Raw genomic sequence first — 17,523 nt, 5'->3', positions numbered from 1 at the left:
GATATCCTTCATATTTTCTGTAATGCATTCCAGAACAGGGGAGACACAGATGAGCAAGATTCTTTTTGTAACAGCGCCTTATCATTGCTGGGGAGTACAGGTCGTCGGCACCTGGCCGCCGCTGCACCTGGCCTATCTCGCCGGAGCAGCTCTTGAAACGGGGCATGAAGCCAGGATATTCGACGCCATGAACAAGGGGGTCACGTTTGAGGAAATCAGGCAGGAAATTGAAGCATTCAAACCTGATTACGTCATGACCCTGGATTACCTCCCGGTTACCGGCGCCATCAGCACTGCCACGGTTCCCGACGCCCTGAAAATTCTGGATGTCGCCAAAGAGGTCAGTCCCGATATCGTTACCCTGTTGGGGGGGCCTCACCCCACCTTCATGTATAATGAGATCATGGAGGATGTCAGCAACCACGTCGATTTCGTGATCACCGGCGAACCGGAGCAGACTCTGAAGCAGTTGCTGGCAGCGATTCCCGAAGGCACGGCAAAAGGGGTCAAAGGGATTGTTTACAAGGAAGGGGAGCAGGTCGTTGCCAATGAGAAGCAACCCCACATTGTCGAACTGGATTCCCTGTCGCCGGCATGGCATCTGCTGGACTGGAATGACTACAAGTATCGTGTTGAACCGCACGGCAGAATGGCATCGATTCTGACTTCGCGCGGTTGTGACATGGAGTGCGCATTCTGCAGCCAGAGGATGTTCTGGCGCGAGGACTGGCGCTGCCGGAAACCGGAAAAGGTCATCGATGAGATGGCCCATCTGATCGATACCTATGATATCAACTATTTTACGCTGATCGATGCCTACCCGACCAAGATCCGGGACCGGTGGGAACTGTTCCTGGATTTGCTGATCGAGCGGAACTTCGGAGTGCGGCTGCTAATTGAAACACGGGTGGAAGATATCATCAGGGATGCCGATATCCTGCACAAATATCGGGATGCCGGGATCATCCACATCTACATCGGCGCGGAGAGTGCCGACAAGGACACCCTGAACAGCCTCAACAAGGGGACCAGTTTCGAGCAGAACAAGCAGGCGCTGGATCTGTGCCGCGAGGCAGGCATCATTACCGAGGCGTCGTTCATGATCGGTTTCCCCAACGAGACCTGGGAATCCATAGAAAACACCATCGAATCCGCCAAGTATCTCAATCCGGATATCGCCGTGTTTCCGGTGGTGACCCCCATGCCCTTCACCCCGCTTTTCAAGGATATGAAGGACCGGATCCGGGTGTGGGATTACTCGAAATACAACCTGGTAACGCCGATCGTAGAACCTAACGAAATGACCATGGACGAGATAACCCAGGCGCTCGGCACCTGCTACATGAAATTTTACAGCGAAAAGGTGCCGGAAATTGTTGCTCTGGAGGATGGATTCAAGCGGCGTTACATGATGAGCGCATTCAGGCTGATGATGAAAGACCACGGCAAACATTTCGATTTTGCCGGCTCCCATATGCCGATGCATTTCACTACGGATACGTTTAAGAGTTATTGATATTGTTGGCTGTCGCGTAATCAGCGGTCCGGCGAGAAATTGCCGGGCCGTTTTTTGTTTTTACTTCAGACGCATCATGCCGGAGATGGCGCCGCTGAAAAAGGCTATCAGCCAGCAGCCGTATATGCTCAGGCTGACACGGTGGAAAACACGGTTGACCGCCTCGGCCTTGTTGGCAAGGGAAGCGATAAGTGCCAGTAGAAAATGGAAGGCCATCCCCACCAGCGAAGCGATGCCGGTGATGTTATGCCATTCGGGAGCCTTGCCATAGGTAAGGGCGAACAGGTTCATCTGGTGGGTGCCCAGATAGTCGCACAGCAGGCCGATCCCGAAAATTATCAGGTGTTTCCGGTGAAGACCCTGTTTCCGCCCGCTGAATACGGCCCATGTGTAGAAAATCAGGGCCAGGTTCATCCAGATTACTGCTTGTATCAGCATTACCCGTTCCTACTCATCAGGGTCGTGGGACCTTCTGGGTCTTCTGGCCGGGCGATTCCCGGTATTTGCCGGGGCATTCGGAGAAATCTGGGGTTGGGGACTAGGCGGGGCTGCCATCGGCTGGGTGGCTGCATCTGGTGCGGACCCCGGAGCCGCGGCCTGTTGCTGCTTATTGTCACCCTTCTCCTCGATTCCCAGGTTGACCGTCTTGACCCTTGCTCGATACCGTACCGGAACATCGTACATGCTGTTTGAATAGTGACTGACCCCCTTGTTGTCCTTCCATGTGAATATCTCTGCATTGACTGTTGCTGCTGAAAGTAGGCAGAATGCTATGGAGGTCTTTAAAAGAGGAGGCAATCGCATCAGAGTTTTTCTCCCACATAAACGGTGGCGATCCCGAAGGTGAGGTCATGATGGGTGATGTTACTGAACCCGGCCTGTGCCATCATCGCCTTGAAATCGTTGCGTGACGGGAACTCCAGCACCGAGTCGGGTAGGTACTGGTAGGCGCTCTTCTTTGAGATGAGCCCGCCGATTTTCGGCAGGACGGTGAGAAAATAGAACCGATAAAGCTTTTCAAAGATAGGCGATGCGGGCATGGAAAATTCGAGGATCACGGCACGCCCGCCAGGCTTCAAAATCCGGTGCATCTCTGCCAGCCCTTTGGGGCGATCAACCACGTTGCGGATGCCGAAGGCTATGGTTGTGGCATCGAACTCCCCGTCTGGGAAAGGGAGTGCTTCGCACGGGGCGATCTCGAAGGTGATGCGGCCCGAATGTGTGGACGCGGCCACTTTCTGCTTGCCGATCTCTACCATCTCCCGGCTGATGTCGGCGCCGACGATGGTGACATCAGCCGGTGTCTGTCTCGCTATTTCCAGGGCGATATCTCCGGTGCCGGTTGCGATATCGAGTACCTTGCCTCCTGGCGAGGTCTTTATCTGCGATACGGCAAAGGTCCGCCACCGCCGGTCGATCCCCAGTGAAAGCAGCCGGTTCAGCAGATCGTAACGCGGGGCGATGGTGTCAAACATCTCCCTGATCCGCTCACCTTTCTCCGATAATCTGTACATTGACCCTACCTTTTCCGGGTAAATAATGTTATAAATCCCTCTCTAATTATCACACCGATTACTGCTGCGCCAGTCAAATCGTCTCCGGAGGGATATCTGCTCCCTTATCTAAGACCTCAGGATATTGCCGATATCATCATTATGAGCGTCCTTGTGTACCAGCTTTACAGCTGGTTCAAGAACACCAAGGCGTTGCAGGTGGTCCTGGGCCTTGCGTTCCTGGTGATCCTTTACGTGGTTACCCGGGCACTTGGCCTTTTCATGACCAGCTGGATCCTGCAGGAGCTGGGCACGGTTGTATTTGTCGTTATCATCGTGATTTTTCAGGTCGAGATCCGGCAGGCGCTGTACCGCTTCAGCCTGCTCCGCAACTTCTTCGGCAGACAGGAGAATCTGCAGCAGCTGGACTTTATGGATATCTCCACTGCTCTATTCGCACTTGCCGCTGAGCGAACCGGCGCACTCGTCGTGTTTCAGCGCCGGGAGCCGCTCGATGAATACCTGCATCACGGTGTCCCGTTGGACAGCGTGGCAAGCGGACAGCTGATCGGCACTATCTTCATGAACGGTACTCCCTTGCACGACGGGGCGGTCCTGATCAAAGACGGCAGGGTGGCGCAGGCATCGTGCCATCTGCCGCTGTCGCTAAATACGGAACTCCCCAGGAACCTGGGAACCAGACATCGGGCCGGAATCGGCCTGACTGAACGTTCCGATGCCGTGGCAGTAATGGTGTCGGAGGAGAGGGGCGAGGTGACGCTCGCCATTTCGGGAGAGATTGAACGGGTCAATTCGCCCGAAACCCTGTCGGAACGGCTGAACGCCCTGTTGTCGGCTGCGGCGCCGGTCGTTGAACCAGAGACGATCAAGGCTCGCCTGCTCAAGAATTTCTGGCCCAAGGTCGTAACCGTTGGTCTTGTGCTTGTCTGTTGGCTTATCATTACGGTCAAGCAGGGGGGGATAGTGTCGGTGACCGTTCCGATCAAGTTTCACAACCTCCCGGACGATGTGGTGCTTATGAAAAACGTACCAGAGGATGTTGAGGTGCAGCTGAATGTCTTTTCCAGCCTGATCCCGTCACCGCGACAACTTGATATTGTTGCCGATATCAATCTTGCCAAGCTCAGGGAAGGTATCAGCGTACTGCCGATCCGTACCGACGACTTCAAGCTGCCGCTCGGGGTTGTTGTAACCTCGGTCAAGCCTTCGTCTGTCCGCGTCCATGCCGATCGCAAGGTTCGCAAGGAGCTGCGGGTAAAGGTCAAGTCTATTGGCCGCCTTGCCGGTAGTATGCATCTGCGCCGCATCATTGCGGAACCCGGGTCTGTAACGGTCGAGGGGCCGGCTTCTGTGCTTAGCCGCCTGACGGATGTGGAGACTGAGCCGCTTGATCTTGCTGCGATCAGGCGTAACGAGGTGGTAGAAAAGCCGTTGCAGCGACCGGCTCCGATGGTGGGGGTGCTGCATGAAGGTCAGGTTAAACTGCGTGTAATTACTACAGAAAAATAATTTTTTGCCTGCCGGGGCTTGACAAAGAGGAAGTTTTGTTATATAAATTTTGGCGCTTGTGATTTTTTTTAGAACAATCAAGGGGGAAGCATGCGGAACTGCCTACGAGTATTGATGCTCAGTATCATTCTTGCTGTAATTCCTTCTCTGTCACATGCAGCAAAAACCCACAAGGTTAAGAAAACCGAGACCCTCAATTCCCTTGCGCGCAAATATCATGTTTCCGTTGCTGATCTGAAAAGCGCCAACAATCTCGTGAGTGCGCAAGTCAAAAAGGGTGACACTCTCATCATCCCTCCTCGCAACCTCCAGGCTGACACTGCTGATTCCAAGCCGGAAAATTCTTTGACATACAAGGTGAAACGTGGCGACACCATTGCCAGGATCGCGAAAAAGACCGGGGTCTCGGTTGCCGATATCAAGCGTCTCAATCACCTCGGTAAAAAGTCCCTGAAACTCGGGCAGGTGATAGCGTTGCGTGCCGAGGAGCCTGCAAAGGAAGAGGCTCCCAAAGTTGCCCGGCGGTACTCGTTGCGTTATTCGGAGCTCCTGAGCGAGAAGGATTACGAACAGAGCCTGAGTGACCTGACCGATTCCGACCCGGGCAGGCCCTCCGAGATTCAGAAGCCCGTTGCGGAAGCGCAGACAGACAATGCCAAACAGCTTAAGCATGCTGCCTACGGTTTTCTGGGCACCCGTTATCGTTTCGGCGGGAACACCCGGAGTGGCCTTGACTGTTCCGCTTTTGTCCAAAAGGTATTCCGCGAGCTGGAAGTTTCGCTCCCGCGCAGTGCCAGGGAACAGTTTGAAGTCGGCAACGAGGTGCCGTTCGGTGATCTGAAAAAGGGGGATCTGGTCTTTTTCAGGACATACGCCCGCTATCCCTCTCACGTGGGCATTTATCTCGGCAACAACCGGATGATCCACGCATCATCCCGGGATCGTCGCGTGGTAATCTCATCTCTGAATTCAAGTTACTATCGTTCGCGCTACCTGGGTGCAAAAAGAATTTCCAAGATCAACCCGGAACTCTTCCGGTTTGACGATCTCCTGACCGGAATCGAGGAAGAGCCGGTCGATGATGCCAACAAGAACGATACCCTGGATACATTAGGCGTATCATTGAATAACTGAGTTCATTCCCATTAGCATAAAAATCCGGTCGTAAGACCGGATTTTTTTATGTCCGAACCCGACATGCACATCTTGCTGGCATATAAATCACATCGAGAGGGAGCTGATGACCCCTATACCTCGCTTCTTCCGGTAGGACTCCTGACAATTAACGCCGTACTGCGTGAGGCCGGTTTTAGCAGCCTTGTAGCAAACCTTTCCCGTATTGGCCGCGAAGAGATCATCCGGCTGCTCAGGTCTGGCGCCCCTTCTGTCGTAGGACTCTCACAGTTTACTCACAACAGGTTTGAAACCCTTGAAATGGCACGGCTCGTAAAAGAAGTGCTTCCGGGATGTTTTGTGCTGCTCGGGGGACCTCATGCAACCTGCCGCTGGCAGGAAATGCTGGAATCATCTCCTTGCGTGGATGCCGTTGCCCTGGGTGAAGCGGAGATGACCATGCTTGAGCTTGCCGGTCAGCTACGCTCGGGAGGCATTGATCCCAGCCGCCCGATTCCGGGCCTGGCGTTCAGGGGTGCGGACGGAAGGGTTATCTCCGGCGGTCAGCGTCCGGTTGTGGAAAGACTTGATGAAATACCTCTTCCGGGCCGTTATATCGATAACAGCATCGGGGTTGATCCCCGGCAGCAACTGGAGTTTCTGATAACTTCGCGTGGCTGCCCATCGGCATGCAGTTTCTGTTCATCCCCCCGCTTCTGGGGAAGAAGGCTCCGCTTTCGTTCCCCAGGCTCCATGATTGAAGAAATCCGTTACCTGCGGGACCGGTATGGGCTCATCTATTTTTCGATCCGCGATGATACCTTTACTGCGGATCGGAAACGAGTGCTGGAGTTCTGCCGTTTATTGCTGGAGCAGCGAATATTTGTCCTCTGGAACTGTCAGTCCAGGGTGAATGCGCTGGATAGTGAGATGCTGGGCTGGATGAAGCGTGCCGGGTGCGAGTGTATCCAGCTGGGGGTCGAGTCCGGATCGCAAAAGGTGCTTGAATGCCTGGGCAAGAAGATCACTCCTGCTGAATCAGAGACTGCCGCCATTCTTATCAGGGATGTCGGGATCAGGTTGTCAGTTTATCTTATTTCCGGGACTATCCCTGAAACTGACGAAGACATCACGGCAACCTGCCGCCTGATCGAATCGATGCGCCCCAGTGACGGGCAGGTATCGCCTCTTGTCTACTATCCTGGAACAGCGCTTTTTGAAGAAGGCGTTAAACGGTTCGGGGTTGCACCGGACCTGTTTGAACGGGACCGCTCTCCTTCTTTCCCTGTCAGGGCAGACCATAATGTAGCAAAAACCACCCGAAGGCTTTTGAAATCGCTTGAGTCTGTTGCGGGCAGAACTCAATTCATTGATTCCGATTACCGAGGTCACAAGAAACTGCTCGGCTACTGCCATACTACAAACCTAATGGCTGGAGAGTATCTTGCCGCTTGTGGTAATGAACTTGGGGCGGAAAGGGAATATCGGGAAATTGTAATGAGCGAACCGGACAACCCCTGGGGCTGGTTGGCTTTGGGCGAGTTTTACGGTGACTGCGGCAGGATTGATGATAGCATCGCTGCATTCTTGAGGCTAAGCGAGTTGGTTCCTAGCCATGAGCCTGCGTTCAGAGCGCTCGGTGAACTCTTCAAGCTGACCGGCGACAGAAAAAAATCGAGATACTATCAGAAGCGAGCTGACGAACTGCTGGCAGGGTAGGTTTGTCAGATAGAATAAAACAAGGGCGATACGGAAACGTATCGCCCTTGTTTTATGAAGCATGTTCAGACAGGATTACTTGCCGGCGATACGGAGACCGGGAGCGAAGATGATCTTGTCGAAAGTCCGGTTAAGGGTCTTGCTCTGGAAATTGACCATCGGGGGTGAATCCGGGAATTCAACGACATCTCCCTTGGCGACTTTGGTTTCCATAACAGCTACCCACAACTTCTGGCCGTTCTCTTCAACAAGGGCATAGGTGTAGCCACCGGAATTCATGGTCTCGGTAACTTTGCCTTTGTGCCCTGCGCCAGCGGGGATCTCGATCTTCTGGATGCCGGCATGCGGATTGCCACCTTGGGCAGCGCCCGGTGCTGCCTGGCCGGCCGGAGCCGCAGCCGGGGCCTCGGCTTTAGGTGCTTCCTGCTTCTTGCTGCAGCCAAAGGCTGCAAGTGCAACGATTGCGAGTACTACTACTATCTGCTTTTTCACCTTAGAACCTCCTATGGGGGGTGTAATTGACCGTTTGCCAAAATATCACAGGAAAGAAATTTAATACAATAAAAAAATTACTTTCCTATAATCACCTCTCCGGTGTCAGTAACCAGTTTGGCCGGAAGTTCAAAAATCCTGCGGAATATGTCGAACACTCCCTTGGCCATACCTTTCACCGGAATTGCCTTAACCTCAGGGTTTTCCAGCTGTCCCTTTGCTTCAAAATATGCCGTTACCAGTGTCTTGTCCTTGCCGGTGAGAATCCATCCGACCAACGGAATGTGACTGACAACTTTGTCAATTGTCTGTAGCGGTTTTACCCCGATGGTAGCATTCAACTCATCCTTGTAAAGGTTGTAGCTCCCAACGGCGGAGATATTGATGGCATCGCTGTCCACATAAAGATTACTGGTGGCGACAATGCCGTCCTTGATCGAAAAGTTGCCGGTTATTTCGTTGAACGGCATGCCGCCGGTCACCATATCGGGAAGCTGGAACTTGACCAGTTGCGAAACATTGAGTATGGAAAATATCTTCGACAGTGTGGAGAACCGCTTTAATGAACCTTCCTCGATCCGGATCTTTGCCGAACCGAGCGCGGTGCGCTTTATTTCGGCAGCGGTGTCGCCTTTTGCCGAAAATTCTCCCTGCAGGTCAACTGTTCCCTTGATCTCCTGTTTTTTTACTCCGAGCGCATGGAAAAGACTTTCTGCCGCTGCCCCTTCGAGCTTGCATCCGACTTGCATTCTTCTGGCCGGCCCCGGTTGGGTGGTATCGACCCTGGCGTTGCCGGTAAGCCTTCCACCGGCAAGGATTGTTGAAACCGGCTGCAAATAAAGGATACCGTTTTCCAGCAGCAACTCCCCCTTTGTTTTTCCGAATGGGATATCCAGGGCCTGAACAGAGTCTGCAGTTATCACCGCCTTGACAGTGGGGGGAGAGGCGGTAGCAGGGCGTTTCTCCTGTTCCAAAGCAGTCAATAACAGAATGTCGTCGACATCAAGATGTGGCGATGTCACGATCAGGTCGGCGTTCGGACTGGTATCGGTGTTGCGGATGGTTCCTTTGATGGCGATATTTGTCTTGTTGAACTGTCCCGACAGTGCGGCGATATTCAGATCCTTGTCCTTGAGAGAGATGTTTCCCGCTAAGCCGGATATTTTCATCCCTTTAATCGGCGGGATCAGCCCAAGGTCGACCGGGTCCAGGAGCGGCGATGAGAAGGCGAGCCTGAGCGAGGGGGAGTTGAAGCCGCTAAGCGCCCCCTTGCCATGAATTATGGAGCTGCCGAGACGTGCCGAGAGCTGTGATGTTTCGAGTGAATTGCCGGAGAAGCTTACTGTGCCGTTGATTGCGCTCAATGGCCGGATCTTGCCGGACGGTCTGACCGAACATCCCGCCATTGATGCGGTGCCTCTCCATGCCAGATCGGCCGGGTCTCCGGTAACGGACTCCCCTTGGATAGCGCCCTGCAGGATACCGCTCGGTTGGTAGGGGAGCACCTTGGGGATCATGGCGGCAATCTCGTTTACCTGGAAACGGTTGGTCTTAAGGTCCACCCCTAGCCAGGGTTTGCCTGAATAACGGTAGTTTGCAGCCAATGAGAGGACCAACGGCGCTAGAGTGTAGCGAAGGGAGGTGAGTTTTATCTCTTGTCTGGTCAGCACGCAATTGAAGCCGGCATTGTTCTGGCGTCCGGCCGGTTTTCTGACCAAGTCGGGATAACTGTAGGCCGCATTGGTCAGGTCCCATTCTCCGGTAATTGTATAACTGCTAGTTGTGCCGCTGCCGTTGAGATGCAGGGAGGAATCTCCGCTGAATCCGAGGTCTTGTCCCCATTTCTGGCCCAGGAGCCAGGCAATTTCCGCTTGAGTCGGTTTCATCTCCATGGAAAATGGGTAAGCGCATGGGGTTACGAGCGGATAATCGGTAATTCTCCCTTCCAGAGAGAATGGCGAAGCTCCGAATCGGGCCTTCATAGCGTGCAGGATGAAATCCTTCCCCTTCATCTCGAGTACCCCTTTGATGCTGTTAAAGGTGGGGACACTCTTCCCGTATGTTATCAGCCCCTGTTCCACTCTCCCCTTAATGTGGAGAATATTGTAGTTGTCTCCTTTTTCCATGTGTAGAATCTGGCTGATCCTGCCGTCCAACGATCCTTCGTCCAGCTGGTAGGTGCCGCCCATGATATGCTGCTCAATGTAATCGGCCGTATCCTTCACGATTATCCCATACGGTATGTAATTCCTGAACTCTTCAAGCCTGAATGCGGAGGTGGTGGCCTTGGCCGATATCCTGGGGTCGCGGGTATTTATGTCCAGAATCCCGCAGCTCCCTTTGACCTTCAGGTTGTCGACCTTCAGGGCGATTGATTTGACATTTACCGCTGTCGGCGTCCTCTCAAGATTGTATTCGACATGAAGGTTCGCCGGTGTCAGCACGGCATGAAACACCTGCGGGTAATCGAAGCGGAGCCCTGATACGGTGATCTCTCCTGAAGATGTAAAGCTAGAACTCTTCCCTTTCAGGCCGAGGTCGAGGTCGAACCGGCCGGCAATCTTCCTGAACGGCAGATAGTGGGAATAGTATGCCCAGAAAAATCCCGGCTCCAGCTCCTTGGCCTTCAGTTTGAGGCTGATGTCCGTTTCGCGAAGGGGATTGCCCTTCTTGGGCAGCCGGAAAGTTCCGGCGAGAGAGACCGGGCTTTTCATGTCAGGGGCCTGTAATACCGCCTCCAGTTTTACCCCGGTCTTTTTCCCCCGCCCCAGGTTGTCCAGAGAGAGATTGGTCCCGGAGAGCTTCAGTAGCAACCCTTCAGGGGTCACAGCCATATCGGAGAGTTTTATTTCGGCATTTGCGAGGGTTATCCCCTTGAGGTTCACTGCACTGCCGCTTTCTTTGCTCGTCAGCAGGTCGCTGATGTTGAATTCGCCGGATTTGTAGCGGATAAGAGCTATGGACGGTTTGTCCAGCTTTAACTCGGAAAGGACGATGTCCCCTTCCAGGAGATGAAACAATGAGAGTCTGACGTCAACTCTTTGGGCGGCGAGAAAGTCGGAGACGCTGTCTTTTTCTTTGATTACGACATTGCTGAACGTGAACGCCGGACCATGAATCAGCGTAAAATCCCAATTCGCTTGAGTGTAAAGGACTTTCCGATTCAAGGCTTTTTCAAGCTGGGTGAGGATTTCGGCTTTATAGGTGTTGATATCGAGGAGACGGTTGAGCAGAAGCGGCGTCAGGTAGATAACGCTTGCCAGGATCGAGACGCTGATGATGAGAACAATGATTGCGGAGCGATTAATTTTCATAACGGACATCAGCGGCCGATAACGAGGCGAAAGCACGGCTTCCGGAAATGGATCAGTGCTGCTGCAAAAGGGATGGGATCAGCATCATCCAACGGCGGTGGTCAATGTTACTCTTGACTCTCTTGCTTGTGTTTGATGAAACTGAACAGCTCATCCATGACCTTGCCGCTATCGCCGGTGTTGTGGGCCATGATATTGCGCAGATGGATAAAGGATTCCGTGTTCATTTTGACGAATTTCAGTGCCAGTCCTTCCGGCGAACTGCGGATGACTTCACCCTGGAGGTTTATGGGGATCTGCGGCGAAACACCGGTAAGGTAAATGGTTATTTCGACCTCTTCTCCGGCGGGGACCGGATCGGTAATCCGGGCAAGCATTCCCTGGAGGCTGAGATTGTCAACTTCTCCCTTGAAGCTTTTGTCCTGCCATTTTATTACAGTTCCAACATTGAACGTGATTCGTGAGAAGTTGCGCTTTTCCATGAAACAGCCTCCTGAAGTGCAAAGCAGTAATCGGCATAATAAGTTATTATGGCCACAAATCTCAACTTATACGTTTCTAATTGATCATAATCCGCGCCATTGTCAAGTAGTTAAGGTCCCAGTACCAGAGTTCTTATGGATATTTTCCCGATCGGTTGCCAGAAAATTTCTTAAGCAGCAATATCCTGAACAAAGATCTTACCTGCACCCCTTGAAATTGCGTGCGGTTATTGTTATAGTATTAGCACTCAGGGGAGAAGAGTGCTAACCTGCGTATTGCAAGCTGAGGAGGTGTAAAAATGACAGCTACCATGAATCTGCCGGTTGTTGCGGACAGCCTTTCCATCTACATGGGTGAAATCAGGAAATTCAAAGTTCTCACTCCGGAGGAGGAGCATGAACTTGCCGTCCGTTTCCATCGTGACAAGGATATCGAGGCTGCCCATACCCTTATTACCTCAAATCTTCGTTTCGTGGTCAAAATTGCCGCTGAATACCGTTCCTACGGGATGAAGATGATCGACCTGATTCAGGAGGGGAATATCGGCCTGATGATGGCGGTGAGAAAGTACGATCCGTTTCGTGGAATACGGCTGATCTCGTATGCCGTGTGGTGGATCCGCGCCTACATCCAGAATTTCATAATTTCTACCTGGAGTCTGCTCAAGATCGGGACGACCCAGGCACAGAAAAAGCTGTTCTTCAAGATGAACCAGGCGAAAAACGCGATCAAAAGCCTCATGGGCGGGGACGATACCAAGGCTGCGGCTGAATCGCTGGATGTTAAAGAGTCGGAACTGATAGAAATGGACCAGAGAATGCGGGGCGAATTTTCTCTCGACGCCGGGATTGGCGACGAGGAGGGTTCGACCATGCTGGAAACCCTTGCCGATGACCGGCTCAATCAGGAGGAGATGCTCGGTGAACTTCAGGAAAGCCGTCAGCTCAGCCGTGAGATCGGCAAGGTAGTCGCCACGCTGAACGAGAAGGAACGCTTCATCATCGACAAGCGGGTGACAGCCGATGAGCCGCTGACACTGCAGGAGATTGCCGCCCATTTTTCAATTTCACGCGAGCGGGTGCGCCAGATCGAGGAGGCCGCGTTGCGGAAGGTCAAGACCGCCTTGACCCCAATTCTGGCTGCCGGGGCCGCATAGAGGCTCCATGCTATCGAACGGTTACGGGAAGGGGTTGCGCGAGCAGCCCCTTTTCTTGTATCCTGCTGCGCTATGTTGAGTCGCGATCAGAAAGAGCGTTATAGCCGCCACCTGATGCTTGAAGGTGTGGGGAGCACTGGCCAGGAACGGTTGCTTGCCGGGAAAGTGCTGGTGATCGGCGCCGGGGGGCTCGGTTCTCCGGCAACTCTCTACCTGGCCGCGGCCGGCATCGGGACACTCGGTGTTGCCGATGCGGATATTGTGGAACTGTCGAATCTGCAGCGCCAGATACTGCACACGACGGCCGATATCGGTTCCCCCAAGACAGCCTCTGCAAGACGGAAACTGGAGGCAATCAACCCAGAAACCAAGCTGATTCCATATCAGCTTCGAGTGGCTAGGGACAATATCCCGGAGCTGCTCAACGGTTACGACTTTGTCCTGGACTGCACCGACAACTTCGAGACCAAATTCCTGATCAACGACGCCTGCGTCCTGGCCGGCAAACCTTACTCCCATGGCGGCATCTTGCGGTTTTCCGGCCAGACCATGACCGTAGCGCCCGGCAGATCCGCCTGCTATCGCTGCATCTTCCCTGAACAGCCGGATGACTCGACTGCGCTGGCCTGTTCGCGGGCCGGGGTTATAGGCGTGCTACCGGGCGTAATCGGTACTATCCAGGCAACAGAGGCGATCAAGCATCTTCTCGGCATCGGTGAGCCGCTGTTGAACAGGATGCTCACGTACGATTCCTTGCGAATGAAATTCCGGGAGATTCCGATCCGCCGCTCTCCGGAGTGCCCGATCTGCGGTACCCTCCGGCCATAGTCGACTCCTCACTTGCATTTCTGTTCTTTCGTGGTATCCGTTTAACAAGATTCAACCCTAAATATGGAAAGGAGAAGAAGATGACTTATGTGGCTAAGGACTATTCAAAGCTCGTCGGCATGGCCGGCTTCAGCGACGCCCTGATCAACAACCATTTCACGCTGTATCAGGGGTATGTGACCAATACCAACAAGGTGCTGGATGCCCTTGACGCGCTTGCCAAGGGGGACAAGGCAGCTACCCCGGAATTCGCGGAGCTGAAGCGGCGCCTCGGCTGGGAATTCAACGGCATGAGGCTGCACGAGTTGTATTTCGAGAACCTTGGCGGTTCTGCGCCGTTGAACAAGGGGGGAAAGCTGGCGGCAAAGCTGGCGGAGCAGTTCGGCAGTGTCGAGGCATGGGAGAAGGAGTTCCGCGCCACCGGCGCCATGCGCGGCATCGGCTGGGTGGTAACGTACCAGGATTCCGCTACCGGCAGGTTGATAAACTTCTGGGTCAATGAGCACGATGTGGCCAATCCAGCCGGGTGTCAGCCGATACTCGTCATGGACGTGTTCGAGCATGCCTTTATGTTGGATTACGGCCTGAAGCGCGCCGACTACATAGAGGCCTTCTTCAGGAACATCGACTGGAATGCCGCTGAAACCCGTCTCAGGTAATATTTTCATGACCTGAACAGAATCTATAAACAAGGCGGGGTTAATAACCCCGCTTTTTTGTGGGGTATCGCATGTCGGAGAGTGATCTCAGCAGTCTAAAGATCGACAAAAAAACAGCCGGTTATCGACCGCCTCGGCTGAGGAAGCGGTTAACCCTGTGCGGAATCGTTCTGGCTGTCATTGTTTTGCTTGTTGCCGCATGGAGGATGTTTTCCGTCACCACGGTTGAAACGGTTACTGTAAGCCAGATCTATCCTTCCCAGAGTTTCACGATCCTGAACGCCAGCGGGTACGTGGTCGCGCAGAGAAAGGCGGCCGTAGCGCCGAAAACCACCGGCCAGATCGAATGGCTGGGGGTGGAAGAGGGGAGCCGGGTCAAGGGGGGGCAACTGCTTGCCAGGCTGGAGAACCGGGACGTGACCGCAAACCGGGACAGTGCTGCGGCATCTCTGGACACGGCCCGCGCCAACCTCGACCAGGCCAATGCCGAGCTGATCGATGCGGACCGCGCCTTTACCCGGGCCAGGCAGCTTGTTGACGCAGGCGTGCTCTCCCGGGCCGATTTCGACACTGCCGAGGCCCGTCTGAGCCGGGCAAAGGCCGCCTCAAAAGCGCTGGCGTTTTCGATCAAGAGTGCGCAGGCAGGTCTAGCTGCAGCTGACGCAGCCCTGGAATACACGATGATCAGGGCTCCGTTCGATGCGGTAGTATTGACCAAAAACGCCGATGTCGGCGACATCGTCACGCCGATCGGGGCGGCGGCGAATGCAAAGGCTGCGGTCGTAACCATTGCCGATCTCGCGTCCATCCAGGTGGAAGCGGACGTTTCCGAGTCAAACCTCGCTAAGATCAAGGTTGGGCAGCCCTGCGAGATTCTGCTGGATGCCCTCCCGGATGCGCGGTTTCGCGGCGTGCTTTACACGATAGTGCCTACTGCCGACCGGAGCAAGGCCAGCGTTCTGGTTAAAGTGCGTTTTATCGATATCGCGCCGGGGATACTGCCGGAGATGAGCGCAAAGGTCGCATTTCTGGAGCGGGAGGTAAAACCTGGGGAACAGAGCCCGAAGACCGCCGTACCGCAGGAGGCGATGGTGAAGCGGGGTGGCCGGTCAAGCCTGTTTGTTCTCAAGGGTGACCGGGTCAGGGAAGTTAGCGTGACTGCCGGAGAAAAGATCGGCGACCTGGTGACCGTGCTGAGTGGGGTAAAGGCTGGAGAGGTTATCGTTAGCCGTCCTCCGGAAAATCTCGGCAACGGGGCAAAAGTGAAACTGGCGGAGAAAAAATAATGGCTGCCAGTTATGACATTACTGCTGCAGCCGGGACCATGCCGGCGATCCGGGGAGAAAATGGACTCTGAGCCGCTGGTCAGGATAACAGGGGTCGCGAAGTCATACCGGCGCGGTAGTCAGTTGGTGCCGGTGCTTGAAGATATTACCTTTGCCATCCCTTCTGGCGAGTTTCTGGCTCTGATGGGACCGTCCGGATCAGGGAAAAGCACACTCTTGAACCTGATTGCCGGAATCGATACCGTTGACAGCGGCAGTATCCTGATCGGAGGCGAGGAGATTACCGGTCTGTCGGAACAGGAGATGGCGGCATGGCGGTCGATGAATGTCGGTTTTATCTTCCAGTTTTACAATCTGATCCCTGTTCTTACTGCGTTTGAAAATGTGGAGCTGCCGTTGCTGCTTACCGGCCTGTCGCGGCGTGAACGCCGTAGCCATGTTGACACGGTGCTCGAACTGGTCGGCCTTTCCGACCGGATGGATCATTATCCCGGGCAGCTTTCCGGAGGGCAGCAGCAGAGAGTCGCCATAGCCCGGGCAATTGTAACCGATCCCGCAATCATCGTGGCGGACGAACCAACCGGCGACCTGGACCGGGTCTCTGCCGGTGACATCCTGCTCCTGCTGGACCGGCTGGTCAGAGAGTTCGGCAAAACCGTGATCATGGTAACCCATGACCCCCGCGCCGCCGAGAAGGCGCATCGGGTAATTCACCTGGAAAAAGGGTTGCTGGTGACCGACCCCGGCTTCCATGACTCTCACCACTGACCATGTTCTTCCTTAAACTCATCATCAGAAATACCATGCGCCACCCTCTCCGGTCACTGCTCACCGTAGCCGGGGTGGCAATCGCCATCATCGCATTCGGATTGCTGCGCACCCTGGTAGAACTCTGGTATCTCGGCGCCGAATCGTCTTCAGCTACCCGCCTGATTACCAGAAGTTCCATTTCCCTCGTGTTTTCTCTCCCAATATCCTATCGCGACAAGATCCGGCAGGTCCCGGACGTGACCGCAGTGGCAAATGCCAACTGGTTCGGAGGGATATACAAGACCGAAAAGAATTTTTTCCCTAATTTTGCGGTATCCGATAATTACCTCGATCTGTACCCGGAGTTCATGCTTTCCGGCGATGAATTGAAGGGGTTCCGGATGGACCGCAAGGGAGCGGTGGCAGGTAGGAAACTTGCATTAAAACATGGCTGGAAGCTCGGGGATCAGATTACGCTCAAGGGGACGATATTCCCGGGAGAGTGGGATTTCGTGCTCCGCGGGATATACCGTGGGAGTGAGCGAACCACCGACGAAACCCAGTTCTTCTTCCATTGGGACTACCTGAACGAGACCCTCAAGCGGACCATTCCGCGCCGGGCCGATCAAACCGGGATCTTTCTGGTTGGTGTCAAGAGGCCGGAACAGGCTGCCGAGGTTGCCCAGTCAGTTGACGACCAGTTCCGGAACTCGCTGGCCGAAACGCTGACCGAGACGGAAAAGGCCTTTCAGTTGAGCTTCGTGGCTATGACCGAGGCAATAGTGATTGCAATCCAGATCGTCTCTTATGTGGTTATTGTGATCATCATGGTAGTGGCGGCAAACACCATGGCCATGACTGCCCGCGAACGGATATCCGAGTACGCCACCCTCAAGACCCTCGGATTCGGGTCGATACATATCGGGGGAGTGATATTCGGCGAGTCGCTGGCGGTTTCACTGGCAGGCGGGCTGATCGGCATTGCGGCCACTTATCCGGCGGCACATTGGATAGAATCCGAACTGTCCCAGTTTTTCCCGGTGTTCCGGGTAACCGGCGAGACCGTGCTGCTCGACCTCCTGGCCGCCTTGGTGGTTGGTTGCGTAGCCGGTGTTTTCCCTACCTGGAGGGGAGTGACTATCAAGGTAGCGGACGGATTGAGGCGGATCGGATAACATATTGAA

Annotated in this window: 16 protein-coding genes; 10 read left to right on the top strand and 6 right to left on the bottom strand. The window is 54.2% G+C overall.

The features are described 5' to 3' along the window. Positions 1-49: 49 nt before the first annotated feature. Positions 50-1,516, top strand: a complete 1,467-nt coding sequence (locus OR1_RS01380; protein WP_041969462.1) for a B12-binding domain-containing radical SAM protein — start codon at positions 50-52, stop codon at positions 1,514-1,516. 60 nt (positions 1,517-1,576) lie between these two features. Here the strand turns inward: OR1_RS01380 and OR1_RS01375 are convergent, their stop codons facing one another. From OR1_RS01375 to ubiE, 3 genes are read right to left on the bottom strand one after another with little or no spacing between them, the layout of a single operon-like run. Beyond that, positions 1,577-1,954: an HsmA family protein gene (locus tag OR1_RS01375; RefSeq protein WP_041969461.1), complete on the bottom strand. Its 378-nt coding sequence runs from the start codon at positions 1,952-1,954 to the stop codon at positions 1,577-1,579. A gap of 9 nt (positions 1,955-1,963) precedes the next feature. Continuing rightward, positions 1,964-2,320, bottom strand: coding sequence for a DUF4124 domain-containing protein (locus OR1_RS01370; protein WP_041969460.1), 357 nt, complete (start codon positions 2,318-2,320; stop codon positions 1,964-1,966). Then, positions 2,320-3,030, bottom strand: a complete 711-nt coding sequence (gene ubiE / locus OR1_RS01365; RefSeq protein ID WP_041969459.1) for a bifunctional demethylmenaquinone methyltransferase/2-methoxy-6-polyprenyl-1,4-benzoquinol methylase UbiE — start codon at positions 3,028-3,030, stop codon at positions 2,320-2,322. Before ubiE ends, OR1_RS01370 begins: the two co-directional genes overlap by 1 nt. A gap of 45 nt (positions 3,031-3,075) precedes the next feature. Here ubiE and cdaA point away from each other — a divergent pair, with 45 nt between their 5' ends. The 3 genes from cdaA to OR1_RS01350 all read left to right on the top strand — a co-directional run bounded on the left by cdaA (position 3,076) and on the right by OR1_RS01350 (position 7,371). Next, positions 3,076-4,539, top strand: coding sequence for a diadenylate cyclase CdaA (gene cdaA, locus OR1_RS01360; RefSeq protein ID WP_370543317.1), 1,464 nt, complete (start codon positions 3,076-3,078; stop codon positions 4,537-4,539). 114 nt (positions 4,540-4,653) lie between these two features. Next, entirely contained in the window at positions 4,654-5,673 is a 1,020-nt protein-coding gene (locus tag OR1_RS01355; protein ID WP_370543314.1) for an NlpC/P60 family protein, read from the top strand. A 48-nt stretch (positions 5,674-5,721) separates the two neighbouring features. Further along, on the top strand, positions 5,722-7,371 hold the full coding sequence (locus tag OR1_RS01350; protein WP_152609772.1) for a B12-binding domain-containing radical SAM protein: 1,650 nt from the start codon (positions 5,722-5,724) through the stop codon (positions 7,369-7,371). Between the two features lie 75 nt (positions 7,372-7,446). Here the strand turns inward: OR1_RS01350 and OR1_RS01345 are convergent, their stop codons facing one another. From OR1_RS01345 to OR1_RS01335, 3 genes are all read right to left on the bottom strand, one after another. Then, positions 7,447-7,863, bottom strand: coding sequence for a hypothetical protein (locus tag OR1_RS01345; RefSeq protein ID WP_041969456.1), 417 nt, complete (start codon positions 7,861-7,863; stop codon positions 7,447-7,449). A 77-nt stretch (positions 7,864-7,940) separates the two neighbouring features. Beyond that, positions 7,941-11,177 carry an AsmA-like C-terminal domain-containing protein gene (locus OR1_RS01340; RefSeq protein WP_041969568.1) on the bottom strand — a complete coding sequence of 1,079 codons (3,237 nt, stop codon included), beginning with the start codon at positions 11,175-11,177 and terminating at the stop codon, positions 7,941-7,943. Between the two features lie 107 nt (positions 11,178-11,284). Beyond that, positions 11,285-11,659: a PilZ domain-containing protein gene (locus OR1_RS01335; RefSeq protein WP_041969455.1), complete on the bottom strand. Its 375-nt coding sequence runs from the start codon at positions 11,657-11,659 to the stop codon at positions 11,285-11,287. 299 nt (positions 11,660-11,958) lie between these two features. Here OR1_RS01335 and rpoH point away from each other — a divergent pair, with 299 nt between their 5' ends. The 6 genes from rpoH (at position 11,959) to OR1_RS01305 (ending at position 17,514) form a co-directional block, all read left to right on the top strand. Then, positions 11,959-12,816 (top strand): RNA polymerase sigma factor RpoH, encoded by an 858-nt coding sequence (rpoH, locus tag OR1_RS01330; RefSeq protein WP_041969454.1) that lies wholly within the window; start codon positions 11,959-11,961, stop codon positions 12,814-12,816. Positions 12,817-12,888: 72 nt separating this feature from the next. Then, positions 12,889-13,644, top strand: a complete 756-nt coding sequence (locus tag OR1_RS01325) for a molybdopterin-synthase adenylyltransferase MoeB (protein WP_041969453.1) — start codon at positions 12,889-12,891, stop codon at positions 13,642-13,644. An 80-nt stretch (positions 13,645-13,724) separates the two neighbouring features. Next, positions 13,725-14,303 carry a superoxide dismutase gene (locus tag OR1_RS01320; protein WP_041969452.1) on the top strand — a complete coding sequence of 193 codons (579 nt, stop codon included), beginning with the start codon at positions 13,725-13,727 and terminating at the stop codon, positions 14,301-14,303. Positions 14,304-14,374: 71 nt separating this feature from the next. After that, entirely contained in the window at positions 14,375-15,589 is a 1,215-nt protein-coding gene (locus tag OR1_RS01315; protein ID WP_041969451.1) for an efflux RND transporter periplasmic adaptor subunit, read from the top strand. Between the two features lie 60 nt (positions 15,590-15,649). Next, complete coding sequence (locus OR1_RS01310) at positions 15,650-16,357, top strand: ABC transporter ATP-binding protein (protein ID WP_041969450.1); 708 nt, start codon at positions 15,650-15,652, stop codon at positions 16,355-16,357. A gap of 2 nt (positions 16,358-16,359) precedes the next feature. Beyond that, the gene (locus tag OR1_RS01305; protein ID WP_041969449.1) at positions 16,360-17,514 is read left to right on the top strand and encodes an ABC transporter permease; all 1,155 of its coding nucleotides are present in this window, start codon (positions 16,360-16,362) and stop codon (positions 17,512-17,514) included. Positions 17,515-17,523 lie beyond the last annotated feature (9 nt).

Origin of the sequence: Geobacter sp. OR-1 (assembly GCF_000813145.1) — a bacterium.
GTDB lineage: Bacteria > Desulfobacterota > Desulfuromonadia > Geobacterales > DSM-12255 > Geoanaerobacter.
This window is presented reverse-complemented; position numbering and strand designations above follow the sequence as displayed.

Bases quoted from the DNA above. Each gene is read 5' to 3' on its own strand.
- OR1_RS01335 (WP_041969455.1), bottom strand. From the start codon at position 11,659: ATGGAAAAGCGCAACTTCTCACGAATCACGTTCAATGTTGGAACTGTA.
- OR1_RS01375 (WP_041969461.1), bottom strand. From the start codon at position 1,954: ATGCTGATACAAGCAGTAATCTGGATGAACCTGGCCCTGATTTTCTAC.
- OR1_RS01350 (WP_152609772.1), top strand. From the start codon at position 5,722: ATGTCCGAACCCGACATGCACATCTTGCTGGCATATAAATCACATCGA.
- OR1_RS01355 (WP_370543314.1), top strand. From the start codon at position 4,654: ATGCTCAGTATCATTCTTGCTGTAATTCCTTCTCTGTCACATGCAGCA.
- OR1_RS01325 (WP_041969453.1), top strand. From the start codon at position 12,889: ATGTTGAGTCGCGATCAGAAAGAGCGTTATAGCCGCCACCTGATGCTT.
- OR1_RS01370 (WP_041969460.1), bottom strand. From the start codon at position 2,320: ATGCGATTGCCTCCTCTTTTAAAGACCTCCATAGCATTCTGCCTACTT.
- OR1_RS01320 (WP_041969452.1), top strand. From the start codon at position 13,725: ATGACTTATGTGGCTAAGGACTATTCAAAGCTCGTCGGCATGGCCGGC.
- OR1_RS01340 (WP_041969568.1), bottom strand. From the start codon at position 11,177: ATGAAAATTAATCGCTCCGCAATCATTGTTCTCATCATCAGCGTCTCG.
- ubiE (WP_041969459.1), bottom strand. From the start codon at position 3,030: ATGTACAGATTATCGGAGAAAGGTGAGCGGATCAGGGAGATGTTTGAC.
- rpoH (WP_041969454.1), top strand. From the start codon at position 11,959: ATGACAGCTACCATGAATCTGCCGGTTGTTGCGGACAGCCTTTCCATC.
- OR1_RS01380 (WP_041969462.1), top strand. From the start codon at position 50: ATGAGCAAGATTCTTTTTGTAACAGCGCCTTATCATTGCTGGGGAGTA.
- OR1_RS01310 (WP_041969450.1), top strand. From the start codon at position 15,650: ATGGACTCTGAGCCGCTGGTCAGGATAACAGGGGTCGCGAAGTCATAC.
- OR1_RS01315 (WP_041969451.1), top strand. From the start codon at position 14,375: ATGTCGGAGAGTGATCTCAGCAGTCTAAAGATCGACAAAAAAACAGCC.
- OR1_RS01305 (WP_041969449.1), top strand. From the start codon at position 16,360: ATGTTCTTCCTTAAACTCATCATCAGAAATACCATGCGCCACCCTCTC.